Origin of the sequence: Synechococcus sp. A15-24, from assembly GCF_014280195.1 — a bacterium.
Classification (GTDB): Bacteria; Cyanobacteriota; Cyanobacteriia; order PCC-6307; family Cyanobiaceae; genus Parasynechococcus.
This window is the reverse complement of sequence record NZ_CP047960.1, coordinates 2,176,864-2,189,535: the sequence shown is the minus strand read 5'-3', so window position 1 is coordinate 2,189,535 and position 12,672 is coordinate 2,176,864. Positions and strand designations below refer to the sequence as shown.

Annotated in this window: 19 protein-coding genes and 1 tRNA gene; 9 read left to right on the top strand and 11 right to left on the bottom strand. The window is 55.1% G+C overall.

The features are described from left to right. The first annotated feature begins 11 nt into the window (after positions 1-11). A complete protein-coding gene (locus SynA1524_RS12300) occupies positions 12-755 on the top strand; it encodes a dienelactone hydrolase family protein (protein ID WP_186498314.1) in 744 nt (247 codons plus the stop codon). Here SynA1524_RS12300 and mazG read toward each other — a convergent pair. Together mazG and SynA1524_RS12290 are read right to left on the bottom strand one after the other, a co-directional pair. After that, entirely contained in the window at positions 715-1,527 is an 813-nt protein-coding gene (gene mazG / locus SynA1524_RS12295; protein WP_186499647.1) for a nucleoside triphosphate pyrophosphohydrolase, read from the bottom strand. The genes SynA1524_RS12300 and mazG overlap by 41 nt on opposite strands. A gap of 30 nt (positions 1,528-1,557) precedes the next feature. Then, positions 1,558-2,052 carry a metal-binding protein gene (locus SynA1524_RS12290; protein WP_186498313.1) on the bottom strand — a complete coding sequence of 165 codons (495 nt, stop codon included), beginning with the start codon at positions 2,050-2,052 and terminating at the stop codon, positions 1,558-1,560. A gap of 59 nt (positions 2,053-2,111) precedes the next feature. On the opposite strand from SynA1524_RS12290, the gene SynA1524_RS12285 reads away from it, so the two are divergent. The 6 genes from SynA1524_RS12285 to SynA1524_RS12260 all read left to right on the top strand — a co-directional run bounded on the left by SynA1524_RS12285 (position 2,112) and on the right by SynA1524_RS12260 (position 6,317). Further along, positions 2,112-2,183: transfer RNA gene (locus SynA1524_RS12285), tRNA-Val, on the top strand. Between the two features lie 143 nt (positions 2,184-2,326). Continuing rightward, positions 2,327-3,592, top strand: coding sequence for a site-specific integrase (locus tag SynA1524_RS12280; RefSeq protein ID WP_186498312.1), 1,266 nt, complete (start codon positions 2,327-2,329; stop codon positions 3,590-3,592). A gap of 231 nt (positions 3,593-3,823) precedes the next feature. Beyond that, positions 3,824-4,114: a hypothetical protein gene (locus SynA1524_RS12275; protein WP_186498311.1), complete on the top strand. Its 291-nt coding sequence runs from the start codon at positions 3,824-3,826 to the stop codon at positions 4,112-4,114. A gap of 169 nt (positions 4,115-4,283) precedes the next feature. Next, a complete protein-coding gene (locus tag SynA1524_RS12270; protein ID WP_186498310.1) occupies positions 4,284-4,598 on the top strand; it encodes a DUF4326 domain-containing protein in 315 nt (104 codons plus the stop codon). Positions 4,599-4,899: 301 nt separating this feature from the next. Next, positions 4,900-5,310, top strand: a complete 411-nt coding sequence (locus tag SynA1524_RS12915; protein ID WP_222930491.1) for a hypothetical protein — start codon at positions 4,900-4,902, stop codon at positions 5,308-5,310. Further along, complete coding sequence (locus SynA1524_RS12260; RefSeq protein WP_186498308.1) at positions 5,307-6,317, top strand: AAA family ATPase; 1,011 nt, start codon at positions 5,307-5,309, stop codon at positions 6,315-6,317. The genes SynA1524_RS12915 and SynA1524_RS12260 overlap by 4 nt, the downstream gene beginning before the upstream one ends. Positions 6,318-7,772: 1,455 nt before the next feature. Here SynA1524_RS12260 and SynA1524_RS12250 read toward each other — a convergent pair. Next, positions 7,773-7,988 (bottom strand): hypothetical protein, encoded by a 216-nt coding sequence (locus tag SynA1524_RS12250; RefSeq protein WP_186499669.1) that lies wholly within the window; start codon positions 7,986-7,988, stop codon positions 7,773-7,775. A 6-nt stretch (positions 7,989-7,994) separates the two neighbouring features. Further along, entirely contained in the window at positions 7,995-8,852 is an 858-nt protein-coding gene (locus tag SynA1524_RS12245) for a hypothetical protein (protein ID WP_186498306.1), read from the bottom strand. Positions 8,853-9,284: 432 nt separating this feature from the next. On the opposite strand from SynA1524_RS12245, the gene SynA1524_RS12240 reads away from it, so the two are divergent. Both SynA1524_RS12240 and SynA1524_RS12235 read left to right on the top strand, forming a co-directional pair. Then, the gene (locus SynA1524_RS12240) at positions 9,285-9,446 is read left to right on the top strand and encodes a hypothetical protein (RefSeq protein ID WP_158305758.1); all 162 of its coding nucleotides are present in this window, start codon (positions 9,285-9,287) and stop codon (positions 9,444-9,446) included. Positions 9,447-9,704: 258 nt separating this feature from the next. Beyond that, complete coding sequence (locus SynA1524_RS12235; RefSeq protein ID WP_286188592.1) at positions 9,705-9,968, top strand: hypothetical protein; 264 nt, start codon at positions 9,705-9,707, stop codon at positions 9,966-9,968. A gap of 18 nt (positions 9,969-9,986) precedes the next feature. Here SynA1524_RS12235 and SynA1524_RS12230 read toward each other — a convergent pair whose 3' ends face one another. The 7 genes from SynA1524_RS12230 to SynA1524_RS12205 all read right to left on the bottom strand — a co-directional run bounded on the left by SynA1524_RS12230 (position 9,987) and on the right by SynA1524_RS12205 (position 12,672). After that, positions 9,987-10,283, bottom strand: coding sequence for a DUF8638 family protein (locus SynA1524_RS12230; protein ID WP_186498305.1), 297 nt, complete (start codon positions 10,281-10,283; stop codon positions 9,987-9,989). 105 nt (positions 10,284-10,388) lie between these two features. Continuing rightward, positions 10,389-10,520 (bottom strand): hypothetical protein, encoded by a 132-nt coding sequence (locus SynA1524_RS13125; protein ID WP_286188591.1) that lies wholly within the window; start codon positions 10,518-10,520, stop codon positions 10,389-10,391. A 50-nt stretch (positions 10,521-10,570) separates the two neighbouring features. After that, positions 10,571-10,789, bottom strand: a complete 219-nt coding sequence (locus SynA1524_RS12225; protein ID WP_186498304.1) for a hypothetical protein — start codon at positions 10,787-10,789, stop codon at positions 10,571-10,573. 104 nt (positions 10,790-10,893) lie between these two features. Next, on the bottom strand, positions 10,894-11,070 hold the full coding sequence (locus tag SynA1524_RS12220; protein ID WP_186498303.1) for a hypothetical protein: 177 nt from the start codon (positions 11,068-11,070) through the stop codon (positions 10,894-10,896). A 151-nt stretch (positions 11,071-11,221) separates the two neighbouring features. After that, positions 11,222-11,452, bottom strand: a complete 231-nt coding sequence (locus SynA1524_RS12215; RefSeq protein ID WP_186498302.1) for a chlorophyll a/b-binding protein — start codon at positions 11,450-11,452, stop codon at positions 11,222-11,224. An 81-nt stretch (positions 11,453-11,533) separates the two neighbouring features. Then, positions 11,534-12,271: an MBL fold metallo-hydrolase gene (locus tag SynA1524_RS12210; RefSeq protein ID WP_186498301.1), complete on the bottom strand. Its 738-nt coding sequence runs from the start codon at positions 12,269-12,271 to the stop codon at positions 11,534-11,536. Next, positions 12,268-12,672: a Fur family transcriptional regulator gene (locus SynA1524_RS12205; protein WP_186498300.1), complete on the bottom strand. Its 405-nt coding sequence runs from the start codon at positions 12,670-12,672 to the stop codon at positions 12,268-12,270. Before SynA1524_RS12205 ends, SynA1524_RS12210 begins: the two co-directional genes overlap by 4 nt.

The window sequence follows — 12,672 nt, the reverse complement described above, 5'->3', positions numbered from 1 at the left end:
CGCCGCCTGCCATGCGGATCGAGCAACAGACCATCGGTCTCACCGTGGACGACAGCTTGATGCGGGTTCATCTGGCCCGCCCCGTTGAGGAGGGCCCTTGGCCGGGCCTGATTTTTTATTCGGATATTTACCAACTGGGCGATCCGATCCTGCGGTTGGCGAATCGCCTGGCGGGCTATGGCTTTGTGGTGTCGGCGCCGGAGATCTTCCATCGCGTGGAGCCGGTGGGGACAGTGCTCGAGCCCGATGCGATCGGTCGTCTGAGGGGCAATGACGCGGCCCGTCGTACTGAAATCGCCTCCTTCGACGCTGATGCAAAGGCCATGTTGACCTGGCTGAGTGAGCAGACCGAGGTGGATGAGCAGCGCCTCGGTGCCATTGGCTTCTGCATCGGCGGTCATCTCGCCTTTCGTGCCGCTTTGCGACCGGAGGTGCGTGCTACCGCCTGTCTTTATCCAACCGGGTTGCAGAACGGAAAACTGGGCCGCGGCATCGCGGATTCGCTGCAACGGGCCGGCGAGATCAAGGGGGCCTTGTTCACGCTGTTCGGCTCCGAAGATCCCCACGTACCGGCTGAGGATCGTGAACGGGTTCTCGAAGCCCTGCGGGGGCTGAGGCACGAGACCGTGCTGTTTGAGGCCAATCACACCTTCATGCGTGATGACGGCTGGCGCTGGGATCCGGATCTTGCCGATCAGGCCTGGACCGCTGTGATCACGTTTCTGAGGCGTGAGCTGTTGCCTGCTCAGCCCTGATCTGGGCCTTGGCCTGCTGCCAGAGCGTTTCCAGCTCCTGGATACTGCGGCCTTGAAGATTGCCCTCCAGGGCGGCCTCCACTCGGGAGAAGCGATCGAGAAAGCGGTGGTTGGTGCCGGCCAGCCCCTCCTCGGGATCGAGGCGACACCAGCGCGCCACATTCACGAGGGTGAACAGCAGATCGCCCAGTTCTTCCTGGGCATGGCCCTGATCGCCGCTGGCGATGGCCTCCTTCAGTTCATCGAGTTCCTCCTGCACTTTTTCCCAAACGCCGGCCATGTCGTCCCACTCGAAGCCGGCTTTGGCGGCTTGCTTTGAGATGGCCATGGCACCGGCCAGAGCGGGCATGCCTCGCACCTTGCTGGTCAACCGATCGCTGAGGGGGCTGGTGGACTGAGCCAGGACTTCGGCCTGTTCTTCGGCTTTGATTTCATCCCAGCTGCGGAGCTCTCCGCCAAAGACGTGGGGATGGCGACGAATCAGCTTGTCGCTGATGGCGCAGGAGATGGCATCCAGATCAAAGCGGCCCTGCTCCCGGCCGATCTGGGCATGGAGGATCACCTGCAGCAGCAGATCGCCGAGTTCCTCCTTGAGGTGGTCGTCGTTGCCATGGCGAATGGCATCGGCCACTTCATGGGCCTCTTCCAGCACATAGGGCACCAGAGACGCATGGGTCTGCTTCAAATCCCAGGGGCAGCCCTGATCCGGATCCCGCAGCCGGGCTACCACATCGATCAGCTTCTGCAGTGCATCAGGCCGGTCTGGAGCCATGGAGGGGTGGATCGACACGCGCCCACCCTCTCACCGCCGCCGCCGTTGCCCTAGACGCCGCGGTGACCACTCCACAGGCCAGGGATCGCCATCCAGGATCAGGTGCAGCCAGGCACTCGCCTCCAGCCCGATTCCGAGGGCGATGGCCTGTTGAGGCTGCTGGTTCAGCCAACTGACCAGCGTCGGCAACCCGGCGTTTGTGGGCCACCCGATCAGCAGTGACACCACAACCCACCAGCTCAGCAGCCACAGCAATCGCAGGGCTGTGCCGATCAAGGGGCCGTGGGACCAGAGCGATCGGTGGGGAATTAGGTGCCTGTAGGGCCACCACAGCCCACGGAGCGGTCCCCAGCGCCGCAGGGCGTTGGAGTGGGTGTCGAGATCTGGTGACAGCCAGAGTCCGCCGATGAGGCATGCAGCCGCTGCGATGAACCCGGCGTCAGCTCCCCACCAAATTGCAGCAGCCATTCCGATGGGTGCACTGACAATCAGCGTGGCGCGGTCATGGGCTCTGCCGGAGGCCATCGTGAACCGACATGACGGCTGTGTTCAGGCTGCCGCGTTGAGGCAGAATTCGCTGCATTGGGCGATTAGCTCAGCGGTAGAGCACCTCCCTTACAAGGAGATTGTCACTGGTTCGATCCCAGTATCGCCCACTCTCCAAAAGCCCAGTCTCATACTAGTTTCTGAGCGGTCGTAAGGCCGCTTCTTTGTTGTCTGGCTACAGCTGGCCGCGGCTTGCTAGAGCTGTTTTGCTCTAAAAACTGCTCTAGAACGGCTTAGAGCAGGCCCCGCTTCCATGCCCGCCCAGCAATGGGAAAAAACGCTTCGGCGTCAGATCAAGGACAACCACGGCTTCGGCTGGAACGTCATTGCTCAAAGCGGCAAAACCAAGCTGACTCGCGTTTTTGAAGACGGCACCAAGAGCGCCAAGGTGCTGCCGATTGAGTGGAAGGCCACCAACTCAGTGCAGATCTTGAACGCCGTCACACGCGTTCGGCAGCTGATGGAAAGCCGCAACCTCAGCCTTGCTGAGGCTGTTCGTCTAGACACCGCAGAACTTGCAGTTCCCTCCAGTCACAGCGGCGTTGCTGAACAAGGTTGGTCGGCTGTTGTGCAGGAGTACCTGAAGGGCAAGCAAGGTCTTCGCAGCTCAACGCTGTCTGACCTCAGAACGCGTCTGAATCGTTTGTTGGTGTGCATGGATCAAAAGCCCAAGCCACGCGATTCAAGGGCCTTGCTGAAGCGTTACGCGCAACTCTTTTTTGCCGACATGGAATCTGGTGGTGAAGGCCGTAGGCGCAATGTTCAAAGCGTCGTGGCTTTCTTGCGTTACGCCGTTGATCGGGCTGGTGCCTATCAGTGTTGGCTGCCGCCGGAGAAGTCATTCACAGCTGAACTGATCGGTGTTTCCGCTACTAGTACGCAGGCGCGTTTAACCCCACCAATCAAGTCGCCAGACCTTGCTGCCCTGTTGGATCAGATGGAGGCAGATGGCCGTCATGATTTGCGTTTAGCGACAGCCTTGATATCGCTTTATGGGCTCAGGCCCGCAGAGTTGGCTCTGCTGAGCGTCAAGGAAGGTCGGCTTTATGCCGGTGCCGTCAAAAGGAACACGGCTTCACTGGCGCAGAAGCCAAAGCCACCACGGCTGTGCCTGCCACTGGATATCGAAGGCCGTGCAGGTGAAGGAATGAAGGCTCTGCAGCTTTATGCCTCTGGCCTGGTGAAACTGCCCCAGCCGGTTCTGAACGAAATTTCCAAGGTTGAGGAGAAGCAAAGCTTTAAGCAGGTTGGTCATGCCTACGGGCAGTTGCTTCGCCGATACGCACCCTGGCAAAACTTGGTGCGAAGTAATCCAGGTCTCAGCATTTATTCGCTGAGGCATTCGTGGGCATGGCGCTGTCATGTTTGCTCAACTAATCCTTTGCACGTTCGACAAGCAAGTGCGCTTATGGGTCATACCCCGACCGTGCACATGTCAACATATGGCAGGTGGGTTGATGAATCTAGTCTGCAAGCGGCAGTTGAGCGGTACTCCGAAGGTTTGGTCGCTGTTGAATAACGAAGATGGAAGAGTGGTATGCCTTGGTTAATAACGTGGTGCGCCACTTTGCTGCAGCCTGCTGTGGTTGACAGCCGCAGACAGTGCTCGCTAGGTTCTCATCAACATCTCACGGACAACGTCACAGCGATCCTGTGACCCCGTGAACAGCTTTTCCCAAGGCTGGACCGATTCGCTTCTACGTTGCGTCTAACGGGGTGGAACTTCAAACGTTCATCCTTTGCTCTGTAAATGAGTCGGACTGCGTCGAAACTGAAAAAAGCTCAGGGAAAGCTGGCCATGCTGGTTAACGGTCACGATGTTGACTTCCGTTACCCCGCAGGTGGTTTAGACGTTGAACAGATTGGCCAAAACCTGTTGAGGCTCAAGGAACAGCACGGTGATGCTGTCTTTGATTTCAGCAACTACAAGCCATACATCCGGCTGATTGCGCAGTGCATGGGCCTTAAACAGGAAGGTCTCCCGTGTTGTTACGGACCCCAGATGCCGCAGAGCATCTCCAAGTCAGTCAAAGCTATTTAAAACGCCTCAGAGACTCCCATGGCGGCTTCTTGGTCGGCGGGGAACACTATTTCTTGGGCGCCAGTTCTAACGCCAGCATCCGCTGGGACGTTGACCGTATCCAGAAAGAACTGCACAAGCGTGGTCGCATCCAACGCAAGGCAGACCAGCTCATCAAGGAGCTGGTCTGATGCCTAAACGTATACAACGCAAACGCACCGCTGGTTGGCGGATGCCTAAGAACACCGTTTATGTCGGTCGTCCTACTCGCTGGGGCAATCCATACCCAGTGACGCCAGCTAAGGATCGTGATCCTGGTGTTCCTGAGGAGACCTATTACGAGCTGGCGGTGGACAAATTCAGGTTCTGGCTTCTTTCGCCTGCTGCTGATGACTACTGGGAGCAGGTTCGACAAGAGCTGAAGGGTAAAGACCTTGCCTGTTGGTGCTCAGAAGACAAGCCCTGTCACGCCGACTTGTTGATCCAAATCGCAAACGAGGAATAAAAAAATGGCCACTCAAAAATTGAGCAGCCATGAGGCCCGTACAACCTCAAGGCTAAGTGAAAACCTACTCGCGGAGCAGGGTGTCAGTGCGCCCAAATCGACTGGTGCGACAAGTAGATCTAGATCTATAAAACCGCGCCTAGGTCATTTTTTAGAGCAGAAGCTGACCAGATCAGGGCGTAAGAACCCATGCGCTTGTGGTCGCGTTAAAGACGGCGACTGCCGCTTCAACGACAACACACTGTTCTGCCACAACAGCCCGCTGCAGGATCAATTCCGGTGGCGTGGTCAAACCTGGTTCTTGCATCGCACCAACTGCGGCCACACGGGCGCTTGCAACCTGTACAAGCCATGGCTGCCTGCTGGTCAACGCAAGCATCGGGCTACGGCAAAACGCAACGTCAGTACAAGGTGGCGAAGGCTGCTGCCTCAGTTCATTGCTGAATGGCGCGAGGCAATGGCATGTCCTGAATTTGAACTGTGCAGCCCGGATGAGCTGCGCCACTACTTCAAGGCCATTTACCGGGCGGAATACAAGGGCGACCAGTTGTTGCCGCTTTTGGTTGATGCCGCCAGGCACAACCCCAAATACCGGCGGTTTGTCATCGCTGTGCAGCACAAGCTCAAGACCTTGCGGTACCAACGCCGTGACGTTGATTGCTTCCGCAAAAACGATCTCGGCTGTCCCGAACTCCACGGGTGGCTGTCATGAGCGAATACGACTACCGGCCACTAAAGGACTTAATCCATGACTCAAAAAAAGGGGGTGTGCAGGACCTAGGAAAAAACTGGCGCGTTCATCAGTTCGCTGCCAGCGGCATTGTTGTGTTCCCTGCAGAGCGGGGCACTGGCAAAACAACCTTGATGAACCACTGCTGCGAGGCAGTTCAAGAAGGCACTCCCTTTCTGGGTGCCTTTAAAACACAGCAGGCCAAGGCACTGCTGATTCAAGGTGATGAGCCTGAGAAGTTCAGCGAACGCAAGTTCCGTCGTCAGGGACTGAAACGCAACTTTGATGTCATCTACTTAGATGAGCCGTTTCCATTTGAACAGCTCCTGGAGACCATTCAGTCAAAGGAGTACGGCTTCATTGGCTGCGACAGCTTGACCACCGTTCTGTGCTCAGAAGGGCAGCGCATAACTGACAGTGAAATTGTTGATGTCCTTTACCGACTCAACAAATGCCTGGTCAACAACGGCGTGTCGATGTTGATGAGTGCTCACTGCAATAAACGCAAGCCAGACGGAAATGGCATCAGGCGTAAGCGCTCAGAAATTGAGTGGGACGACATCTCTGGCATTGGAACCATCAGTGCTGCAGTTCAAGACGGCTGGGGTTTGACAAGCCTCAATGACGGCAAGTTTTCACTGCATGCCCTTGGCAAGCGGAATATCGAGCCAGGCACCACATGGGTTCTTGAGCGCGATGTCGAGACTTACAGCTGGTGGCTTGCAGAGCAGCAAGACCAACAGAAGCCAGTTGAGTCAGAAAACCTGGCCAAAAGGGTTCTGCAGCACGTTGAGCAACACGGCTATCAGTCCATCACTGAGATGGTCAAAGCTCTTGGTGGCAATGCAGAACACGCACGGCTGGTCTGCTTTGACCTGTTTGAACAAGGTCAGCTACAGCGTCACCAACGCAGAACCGGCAAGCGTGGCCGTCCTGAATACCTCTACGGCGTTGGGGATTTTTCCCATGTCTCGCACCCCCCCCTCTAACAACAGTTCCGTACATCGGTGGTGAGGACGATCCGGCATGGGGTCCACGTCCGGAGGTCATCTGATCGCTTTGTAGTCGCTGTTGCCGCTGCTCGTGAGCTGAGCAAGATATTGTGCATCAAGATGCACAACCGACGACCGCAGGGTGGTTATTACGGGCGCTGAGCAAAAAAAAAAGAGCCCGAAGGCTCAGTTGCAAAAAGTGCTGTTGCCGATTGTTCTACAACTCCCTGAGTATCTATTCCCGTAGCTGTCTGTGCCATTGTAAAAAGTAGAGTTGCCAATAGATCGCTGCTGGTAGGTAGAGCTGCCATTGCTTCCATACCCGTTGCAAAAAGTGCTGTTGCCGATTGTTCGACAGTTCACCGAATCGGCTTTAGCCGCGGCAGGTACAACTAACAGTGAAGAAATTAAGAGAAGTGTTTTCATGAGAGGTGGAAATGAAAATAGAAGTCAAGCCTTGCGGCTTTAATCAAACACCACATTTCGCGGTCATCTTACCCCGAGACCCAAAAATGTCATTCCCAAGCCCTACTGGCTTATCCAGGGCGCAAGGACGCTGTGCCAGTTCCACTCCGATCTCACTGGCAGGCTGAGTCTCAAGATTGCTGGACTCGATACATTCCCTTAAGAGCACCTGCTACGTCAGCAGGTGGTCAATCTTCTGAAATGCCAGCTGTGACTGCGGTTGTTGTGGGCTTTTCCGCTTTTTAGAGCAATCTTTAGAGCATTAGCGCCTGTGGACTTGGTGCGTAAAGCGGCCACGGAAGTGCGCTTCAAATTGCCGATCCAGTTGCGGCTGCACCAACATCACCCTCAAGGAATTAAGGCATCCGCAGGCTGCTGCGTACTGGCCGTCCCTTTCAGCTTTGGCGGCTAGGCGTTGATACTGCGTCGCCAACCAACCCACCATGTTCCGCAACTCTGATGAGTCCAGGGCGGTTGCAAGCTCACTTTGGGCGAGTTCTATGTCCCTTAGTGATGTTCTGCGAGAGCACCCCCACTTCAACGACAATTGCGTCGCTGCGTCAGTTGGTGGCACACCATCAGCAATCAGCTGAAGAGCCTCGTTACGGCGTTGAACACGTTGCTGCCTGGTGGTGATTGCCATGGTGATCAGCGGCGATTTATTGGGTCAGCTGCATTGCTGAGATGACACGCGTGTTTCGTGACCAGTGGTTGTCGATAGTGATTGGAGGAGCATCACTGGTGACGTTGGTGTGGCTTGAGGCGTTTGTCTGGTGATGACTGTCGTTACCTAGCTTCATGGTCGTGTGTACGTAAATGACGCTTCTGAAAGAGCCGCAGGCATTGCTTTTAGCTTTTCAGCTATGAATTTTCTGTCATGTCTCATGATCCATCCAACTGCTGGCGACAAAGCGATTTGTAAAGCGCAACTACTCCAATTGGCGCGTGAAATTGAAATAGAAACAAACATAAGACGAATGGAAATCGCTAGAGAGCGTTTTGCTTCAAAGGTTGATTCAGTTGTCGTAGTGGCAGGTCATGGCCGGGGGGTTTAAGGGCATAAATCGCTGAGATGCATTGCGCTGCAATGGATTTACCCCGGGGCCCCTTACCCGCCGGTTTGGTGGCCGGTTTAGCACTGCTGATCAGCTGAAGAGCCTCGTTTTGGCGTTGCTGGCGTTGTGCTCGTGTGGTGATTGCCATTGCGACCTAGAAACCTGTGCCTGAGATCATCGCCTCCACCTTGGTTCCTCTTAAGTATCGAAAATTTGCTGGCAAATCAGGCATATTCACAGTATCACTTCCATTCTTTTTGATGTATTCATTCTTCTTTGACTCAGCTAAGCCAGGGTTAGCCATTGCCCATGCTTTCATCCCAGGATTTTTCTCTAGATAACGATTCCACGGGCCCAGCGAGGCCAGTCTCTTAGCCTCCTTTAGTTTCATTGAGTATTCTTTGATGTCATTTGGATTTGTAGCACCTTCTTTTAAAATGCCAATCGTATACCTATAAAGAGGAGATTCTGGAGAGTTGCCAGATAAATTGCAACCGCCTCCAAACATTCCCGTTTCTCTAAAGTTCCAGGGAATACTTTTACCAATTATGCCATATGACCGGCCGACTTGGTTCTTGAAACTCACGCATTGATGATATAAATGAGTCACGCCTGGCACCGATCCCATCCCCATTGCTAATACAGTATTGCTAATCCTGGACTGCCAGACCGACTGGGTAAGGTCGAATAAATCGATTGCCATGGAAGCAGATTGGTATGCCAAAGAATTTTGCTGCTCGGCAGGAACTATGGCATGAGCATCAATTACCGGCTGAAATGTAGACGAGGAATTATTGAGGCTCGTGCCTGATGCAAGCCTGGACGCAACTTTTTTCATTGCATCTCTGAGCGCTGACAATTCATCATTTATTTTTGCTGGCTGAGAAAAAGCTTTTACGCAACCAAGAAAGTCTCTGGCGTCTTTGCACTGCTCGGCTACCTGAGGATCAACCTGTGCGAGTACAGGGCAACCGAAAGCCCATAGGGCAGCAACAATAGAAAACCGTTTCAATCTAAAGCACTCCTAGCTTGCCCCATTGTTACAAGGATCAAATCCTTTGATCAAAGAAGCCTGTGAGCTTGGAACATTTCCACCACTTGTTGGAGCTGCTCATCAGTCCAATGCGGGGACAGCTTGCTGATGCACCGCTGCACAGTGACCTTGCTGATTCGGTTTGGAGTGGCTTGCTCTAAGGCGACCTCAAGAATTGGTCTTGGGTCATCACTGAACTGATCCAACACGCTCATGACAACAGGGCGGTGAGTTTGGCAGCTCTGCTCTAAAAACTGCTCTAAAAAATTAGTAGGATTACTTTAGCTCAGTTGTGTCAGTGAATCTGAAGAAAAGAGCACCTCCCTTACAAGGAGATTGTCGCTGGTTCGATCCCAGCATCGCCCATTCGTTGCGGTAGTTCGCTAGAGGTGGAGAAGTCGCCTGCCGGCCATGTCACTTCATGTCGCGAACAAAATGGATGAAGTGGAAGCGGCTGTGTGGTGGGACCTATCCCGCATTGTTCGCCACTTCGAACGTGAAGGGATGAAGCGCAATGAGGCGAAGCAAGCCGTGTTGAATGCCGCTCTTCGTTTGATCAACGACGAGAGCTAGACGATTGGTGATCCATCGCCAATGCGTTCAGTGATTGATGAACGCAGGTGAGTGGAGTGCTCAGTTGTTGTTCTTCGATAAAACTTGGTCAGTCGTTTGTTATGCAGAAGCATCTGTTCTGAATTGAATGCTGTTCTGATGTGGAAGCCCTAGATAGTCTGCATCGCTCTGCTGATGGGTGCCTCGGCGGCTGCCTTTGATGGAGGAGGGTTGGATCAAGTTGGCATCGATCAGACGGATCGACAATGACAAACTGACGTGCAGCCTGATTACATCAGCTATCACGCTTCATGCATGGAACGAAAGATGAGAATGTGGGGTGAAGTTGCAGAATTGATGAATGATCTTGCGACAGCCCAATGCCATTGCGAGTACATAGAGCTTGAACAAGCTGGTGCGTTCAGCGATGCCGTCAGAGAGTCTGCGGCGGCAGGTTGTGCTCGACGAGGCTCCCGTGACAAGAAAGAGGCCTTTATTGAGTGGGCCCTGCCCCGTCATCAGCAACGGATGAATGCTGATTGATTGCTGGTCAGATCCACCTCAATCTCGGCGGAGCCAGGGATCAGCATTGCCGAACCACTCGCTGAGGTCATCACTGCGGCGATGCATGTCACCTGGATCGCAACTACCGAGGTCCATGTCGATTAGCAGTTTGTCGAGCCCCGTCACAGCGCCTTGTTGCTGTCTGCGTTGAGCCCGGTTCATCCAGGAGAGGACGCTGCGGTCTCGATCGGCAAATTTCTGTAGGTAAACCCGTTCGGTTAAGGAGACTGATTCGCCTTGTGCGATGCGATCGCAGATGTTCTGAAGTCGGAGACGGGTCGTCGTTGTGATCATCAGACGGTTGGCTTTGCCTGGTGATAGGCATCGCGACCAAGGTCATGGGTAACCATTCACACCGGAGAGGTTGATGTCAGGAGTTCAACGCCTTTGGATTTGACGTCAACCCTTGATGAGTTTGAAAACCACCCACCCCGCAGCTAAGCCCAGCAACCAGTTAAGCCAGGTAAGTTTCAGCACTAGCGCAGCAACGACACCCACAGCAAAGAGGATCAAGAAGCGACCAAGGGTCATCTAAACAGCTCAAATGACCTCATCAAAGCGGAGACAACGCCTGATGGGAACTACTGATTGCTCTGGACATCCTCTACGGCGTGGAGCTGGGAGGCGTAGGGGTAATCAAATCCCCTCTCCCGCTCGCGCAGGAATTCTTCAGCCTCCCAGAGACCACACACTTCCCGACAGTTCCGGTCCCGATCGCAAACCCAGAAGCCGCCATCACGAATGGAATCGATGGTGGAACCCATTGGAGTTTCCACCACGCGTCCTCCGAGTTTGATCATGGGACTGGTGTGTTCAGGGTGCTCTTACCGTCTCAGCGCGCACGATGTCGGGCTGTGAAATTGATAACCGTTGAACACAGCGAAATAAACGACCTGGCGCTGAATCAGAGCCAGTTGGCGCTGATGGCTCGGTAGGAGAGGTCATATAGCGGTGCCGGTGCAATCCTGGCGCTGTTGACTTCAAGGTCGAAGCACCCTTCGGCTTTGGCCATCTGGCGACGAGCGCCTTCAAGAAGTTGCTGGCGTTGGGTGCGCTTTTGAATCATTGAGAGGGGGGACATGGGCGTCTCCACAGCGTCCTGGCCCCCGTTGCATGGCCTGGAACGAACTGCATCCGGAAGATCCGGGTCAACGTTACGAAAATTTAGCCTGTTTTTGTCGCCGATGCGACGGAAGTCGCGCTGCCCGTCGCATCGGTCGAGTTTCTGAGGCTCAGAAGCAGAAGGGAAGGAACTGGGTGCGGCAAGCGGCGTAGCCATCCACCAGTGGCCCCAGGCCGATTTGGTGGGCAATGCCAGCTCCGGTGAGTCCTTCGGTGATGATCCCGATCACGATGCCGAGCATGGCGGCGCGGCCATTGAAGCGCTCAGCTTGCTTGAGCTGTTCCAGATGGATTTCACGGGCTGCGGTGGTCTGGAACCAGTTGTCGTTGGAGTTGGTCATCGGGGATCTCGATCGATCTGTAAAGAACTGTAACGCGATCTCGCCGATTGCTCCTTTTGAGTTGGTAAGGATTTGCTTCCCTTACGGTTTCAGCACCAAACGCTCTCCTGGTGTGGGGTCTAGCCATTGGGTGCTCGTCGGCAGGTCGCGGCCGGTTTGCTCCACAGAACCGCTCATCTGCAGGATTCCACTCAAAGCGCCGCTGAAACGCACATCGCCACCGGAGGTGCTGGCCAGCATGGTGGTGGGTTGGAAGCGCTGAACCAATTCCGGCGCCACGCTGCAGCCCTTCACAAAAGCACCCAGGGCTGGAAGACCCAGATCCACCATCGGCGTGATCACGGCATCCAGAGGTTGTTCGGGAAGGGTTGGGTCCAGGAATCCATGGGGTTCCAGGTAGAGCTGTCCGGCCTCGTGCTCCAGCAGATAGCCGTTTTCCACCATCGGAACTGGAGCGCCGGCGGTGGCACGCACCGTGAGTCCCTGATGGTTGGTTGTCTCACCTGGTTTAAGGCTGGTGATGGTTTGAAATCCCAGTAGTCGCACCACCCGTGCCGCGGATGCCGAGCCGATGACGGGCAGATCGCGCGGCAGGAGATCAAGACTTTCGGGGTGGCTGTGATCCGCCAAGCCCTGGGTCAGCAGCAGCAGATCGAGTGTCCCAGGTGCGGGACGCTCATGGGGCAGAACCCCTTTCAGAAGCCAGGACCCCGGAGGAAAACTCAGGCTTCCCCTGAGCCAGGGGTCCACAAGCACGCGCAGGTTGTTGAATTCCAGTAGCCAGCTATTGGCTCCGTAGTAGGTCGCTGCCAGGGTCATGGTTTGAAGCTTCGCTGCGGACGGCAGCTGCTGCAGAAACCAAAGAATTCAAGCGTGTGAAACAACAATTTGAAGTCTCCTCGACTGTCAGCAGGCACGTCGATGCCATGGATGGGGCAATGGTCCAGCACCTGCGTTGTTCCACAGTCCACACAGGTGAGGTGATGGCGATCCCGGTCCACAGGGGCGTAGAGCGCTTCGCCGGTGGGCAGATGGCGACAGCGCACCAGGCCCCGTTGCTGCAGTTGCCGCAGATTGCGATAAACGGTCGCTAGTCCCATGGATGCCTCGTCATCGAGGCTGCGATGCAGCTGTTGACCACTCATTTCATCCCCACAGGCGTTGAGAGCCGTCAGCAACGCCTTTTGACGGGCGTTCAAGGCAGGAGAGGAACCAGTCAT

Excerpts from the sequence above, each read along its gene's own strand:
- SynA1524_RS12300 (WP_186498314.1), top strand. The coding sequence starts at position 12 with ATGCGGATCGAGCAACAGACCATCGGTCTCACCGTGGACGACAGCTTG.
- mazG (WP_186499647.1), bottom strand. The coding sequence starts at position 1,527 with ATGGCTCCAGACCGGCCTGATGCACTGCAGAAGCTGATCGATGTGGTA.
- SynA1524_RS12290 (WP_186498313.1), bottom strand. The coding sequence starts at position 2,052 with ATGGCCTCCGGCAGAGCCCATGACCGCGCCACGCTGATTGTCAGTGCA.
- SynA1524_RS12280 (WP_186498312.1), top strand. The coding sequence starts at position 2,327 with ATGCCCGCCCAGCAATGGGAAAAAACGCTTCGGCGTCAGATCAAGGAC.
- SynA1524_RS12275 (WP_186498311.1), top strand. The coding sequence starts at position 3,824 with ATGAGTCGGACTGCGTCGAAACTGAAAAAAGCTCAGGGAAAGCTGGCC.
- SynA1524_RS12270 (WP_186498310.1), top strand. The coding sequence starts at position 4,284 with ATGCCTAAACGTATACAACGCAAACGCACCGCTGGTTGGCGGATGCCT.
- SynA1524_RS12260 (WP_186498308.1), top strand. The coding sequence starts at position 5,307 with ATGAGCGAATACGACTACCGGCCACTAAAGGACTTAATCCATGACTCA.
- SynA1524_RS12250 (WP_186499669.1), bottom strand. The coding sequence starts at position 7,988 with ATGGCAATCACCACACGAGCACAACGCCAGCAACGCCAAAACGAGGCT.
- SynA1524_RS12240 (WP_158305758.1), top strand. The coding sequence starts at position 9,285 with ATGTCACTTCATGTCGCGAACAAAATGGATGAAGTGGAAGCGGCTGTG.
- SynA1524_RS12230 (WP_186498305.1), bottom strand. The coding sequence starts at position 10,283 with ATGATCACAACGACGACCCGTCTCCGACTTCAGAACATCTGCGATCGC.
- SynA1524_RS13125 (WP_286188591.1), bottom strand. The coding sequence starts at position 10,520 with ATGACCCTTGGTCGCTTCTTGATCCTCTTTGCTGTGGGTGTCGTTGCT.
- SynA1524_RS12225 (WP_186498304.1), bottom strand. The coding sequence starts at position 10,789 with ATGATCAAACTCGGAGGACGCGTGGTGGAAACTCCAATGGGTTCCACC.
- SynA1524_RS12220 (WP_186498303.1), bottom strand. The coding sequence starts at position 11,070 with ATGTCCCCCCTCTCAATGATTCAAAAGCGCACCCAACGCCAGCAACTT.
- SynA1524_RS12215 (WP_186498302.1), bottom strand. The coding sequence starts at position 11,452 with ATGACCAACTCCAACGACAACTGGTTCCAGACCACCGCAGCCCGTGAA.
- SynA1524_RS12210 (WP_186498301.1), bottom strand. The coding sequence starts at position 12,271 with ATGACCCTGGCAGCGACCTACTACGGAGCCAATAGCTGGCTACTGGAA.
- SynA1524_RS12205 (WP_186498300.1), bottom strand. The coding sequence starts at position 12,672 with ATGACTGGTTCCTCTCCTGCCTTGAACGCCCGTCAAAAGGCGTTGCTG.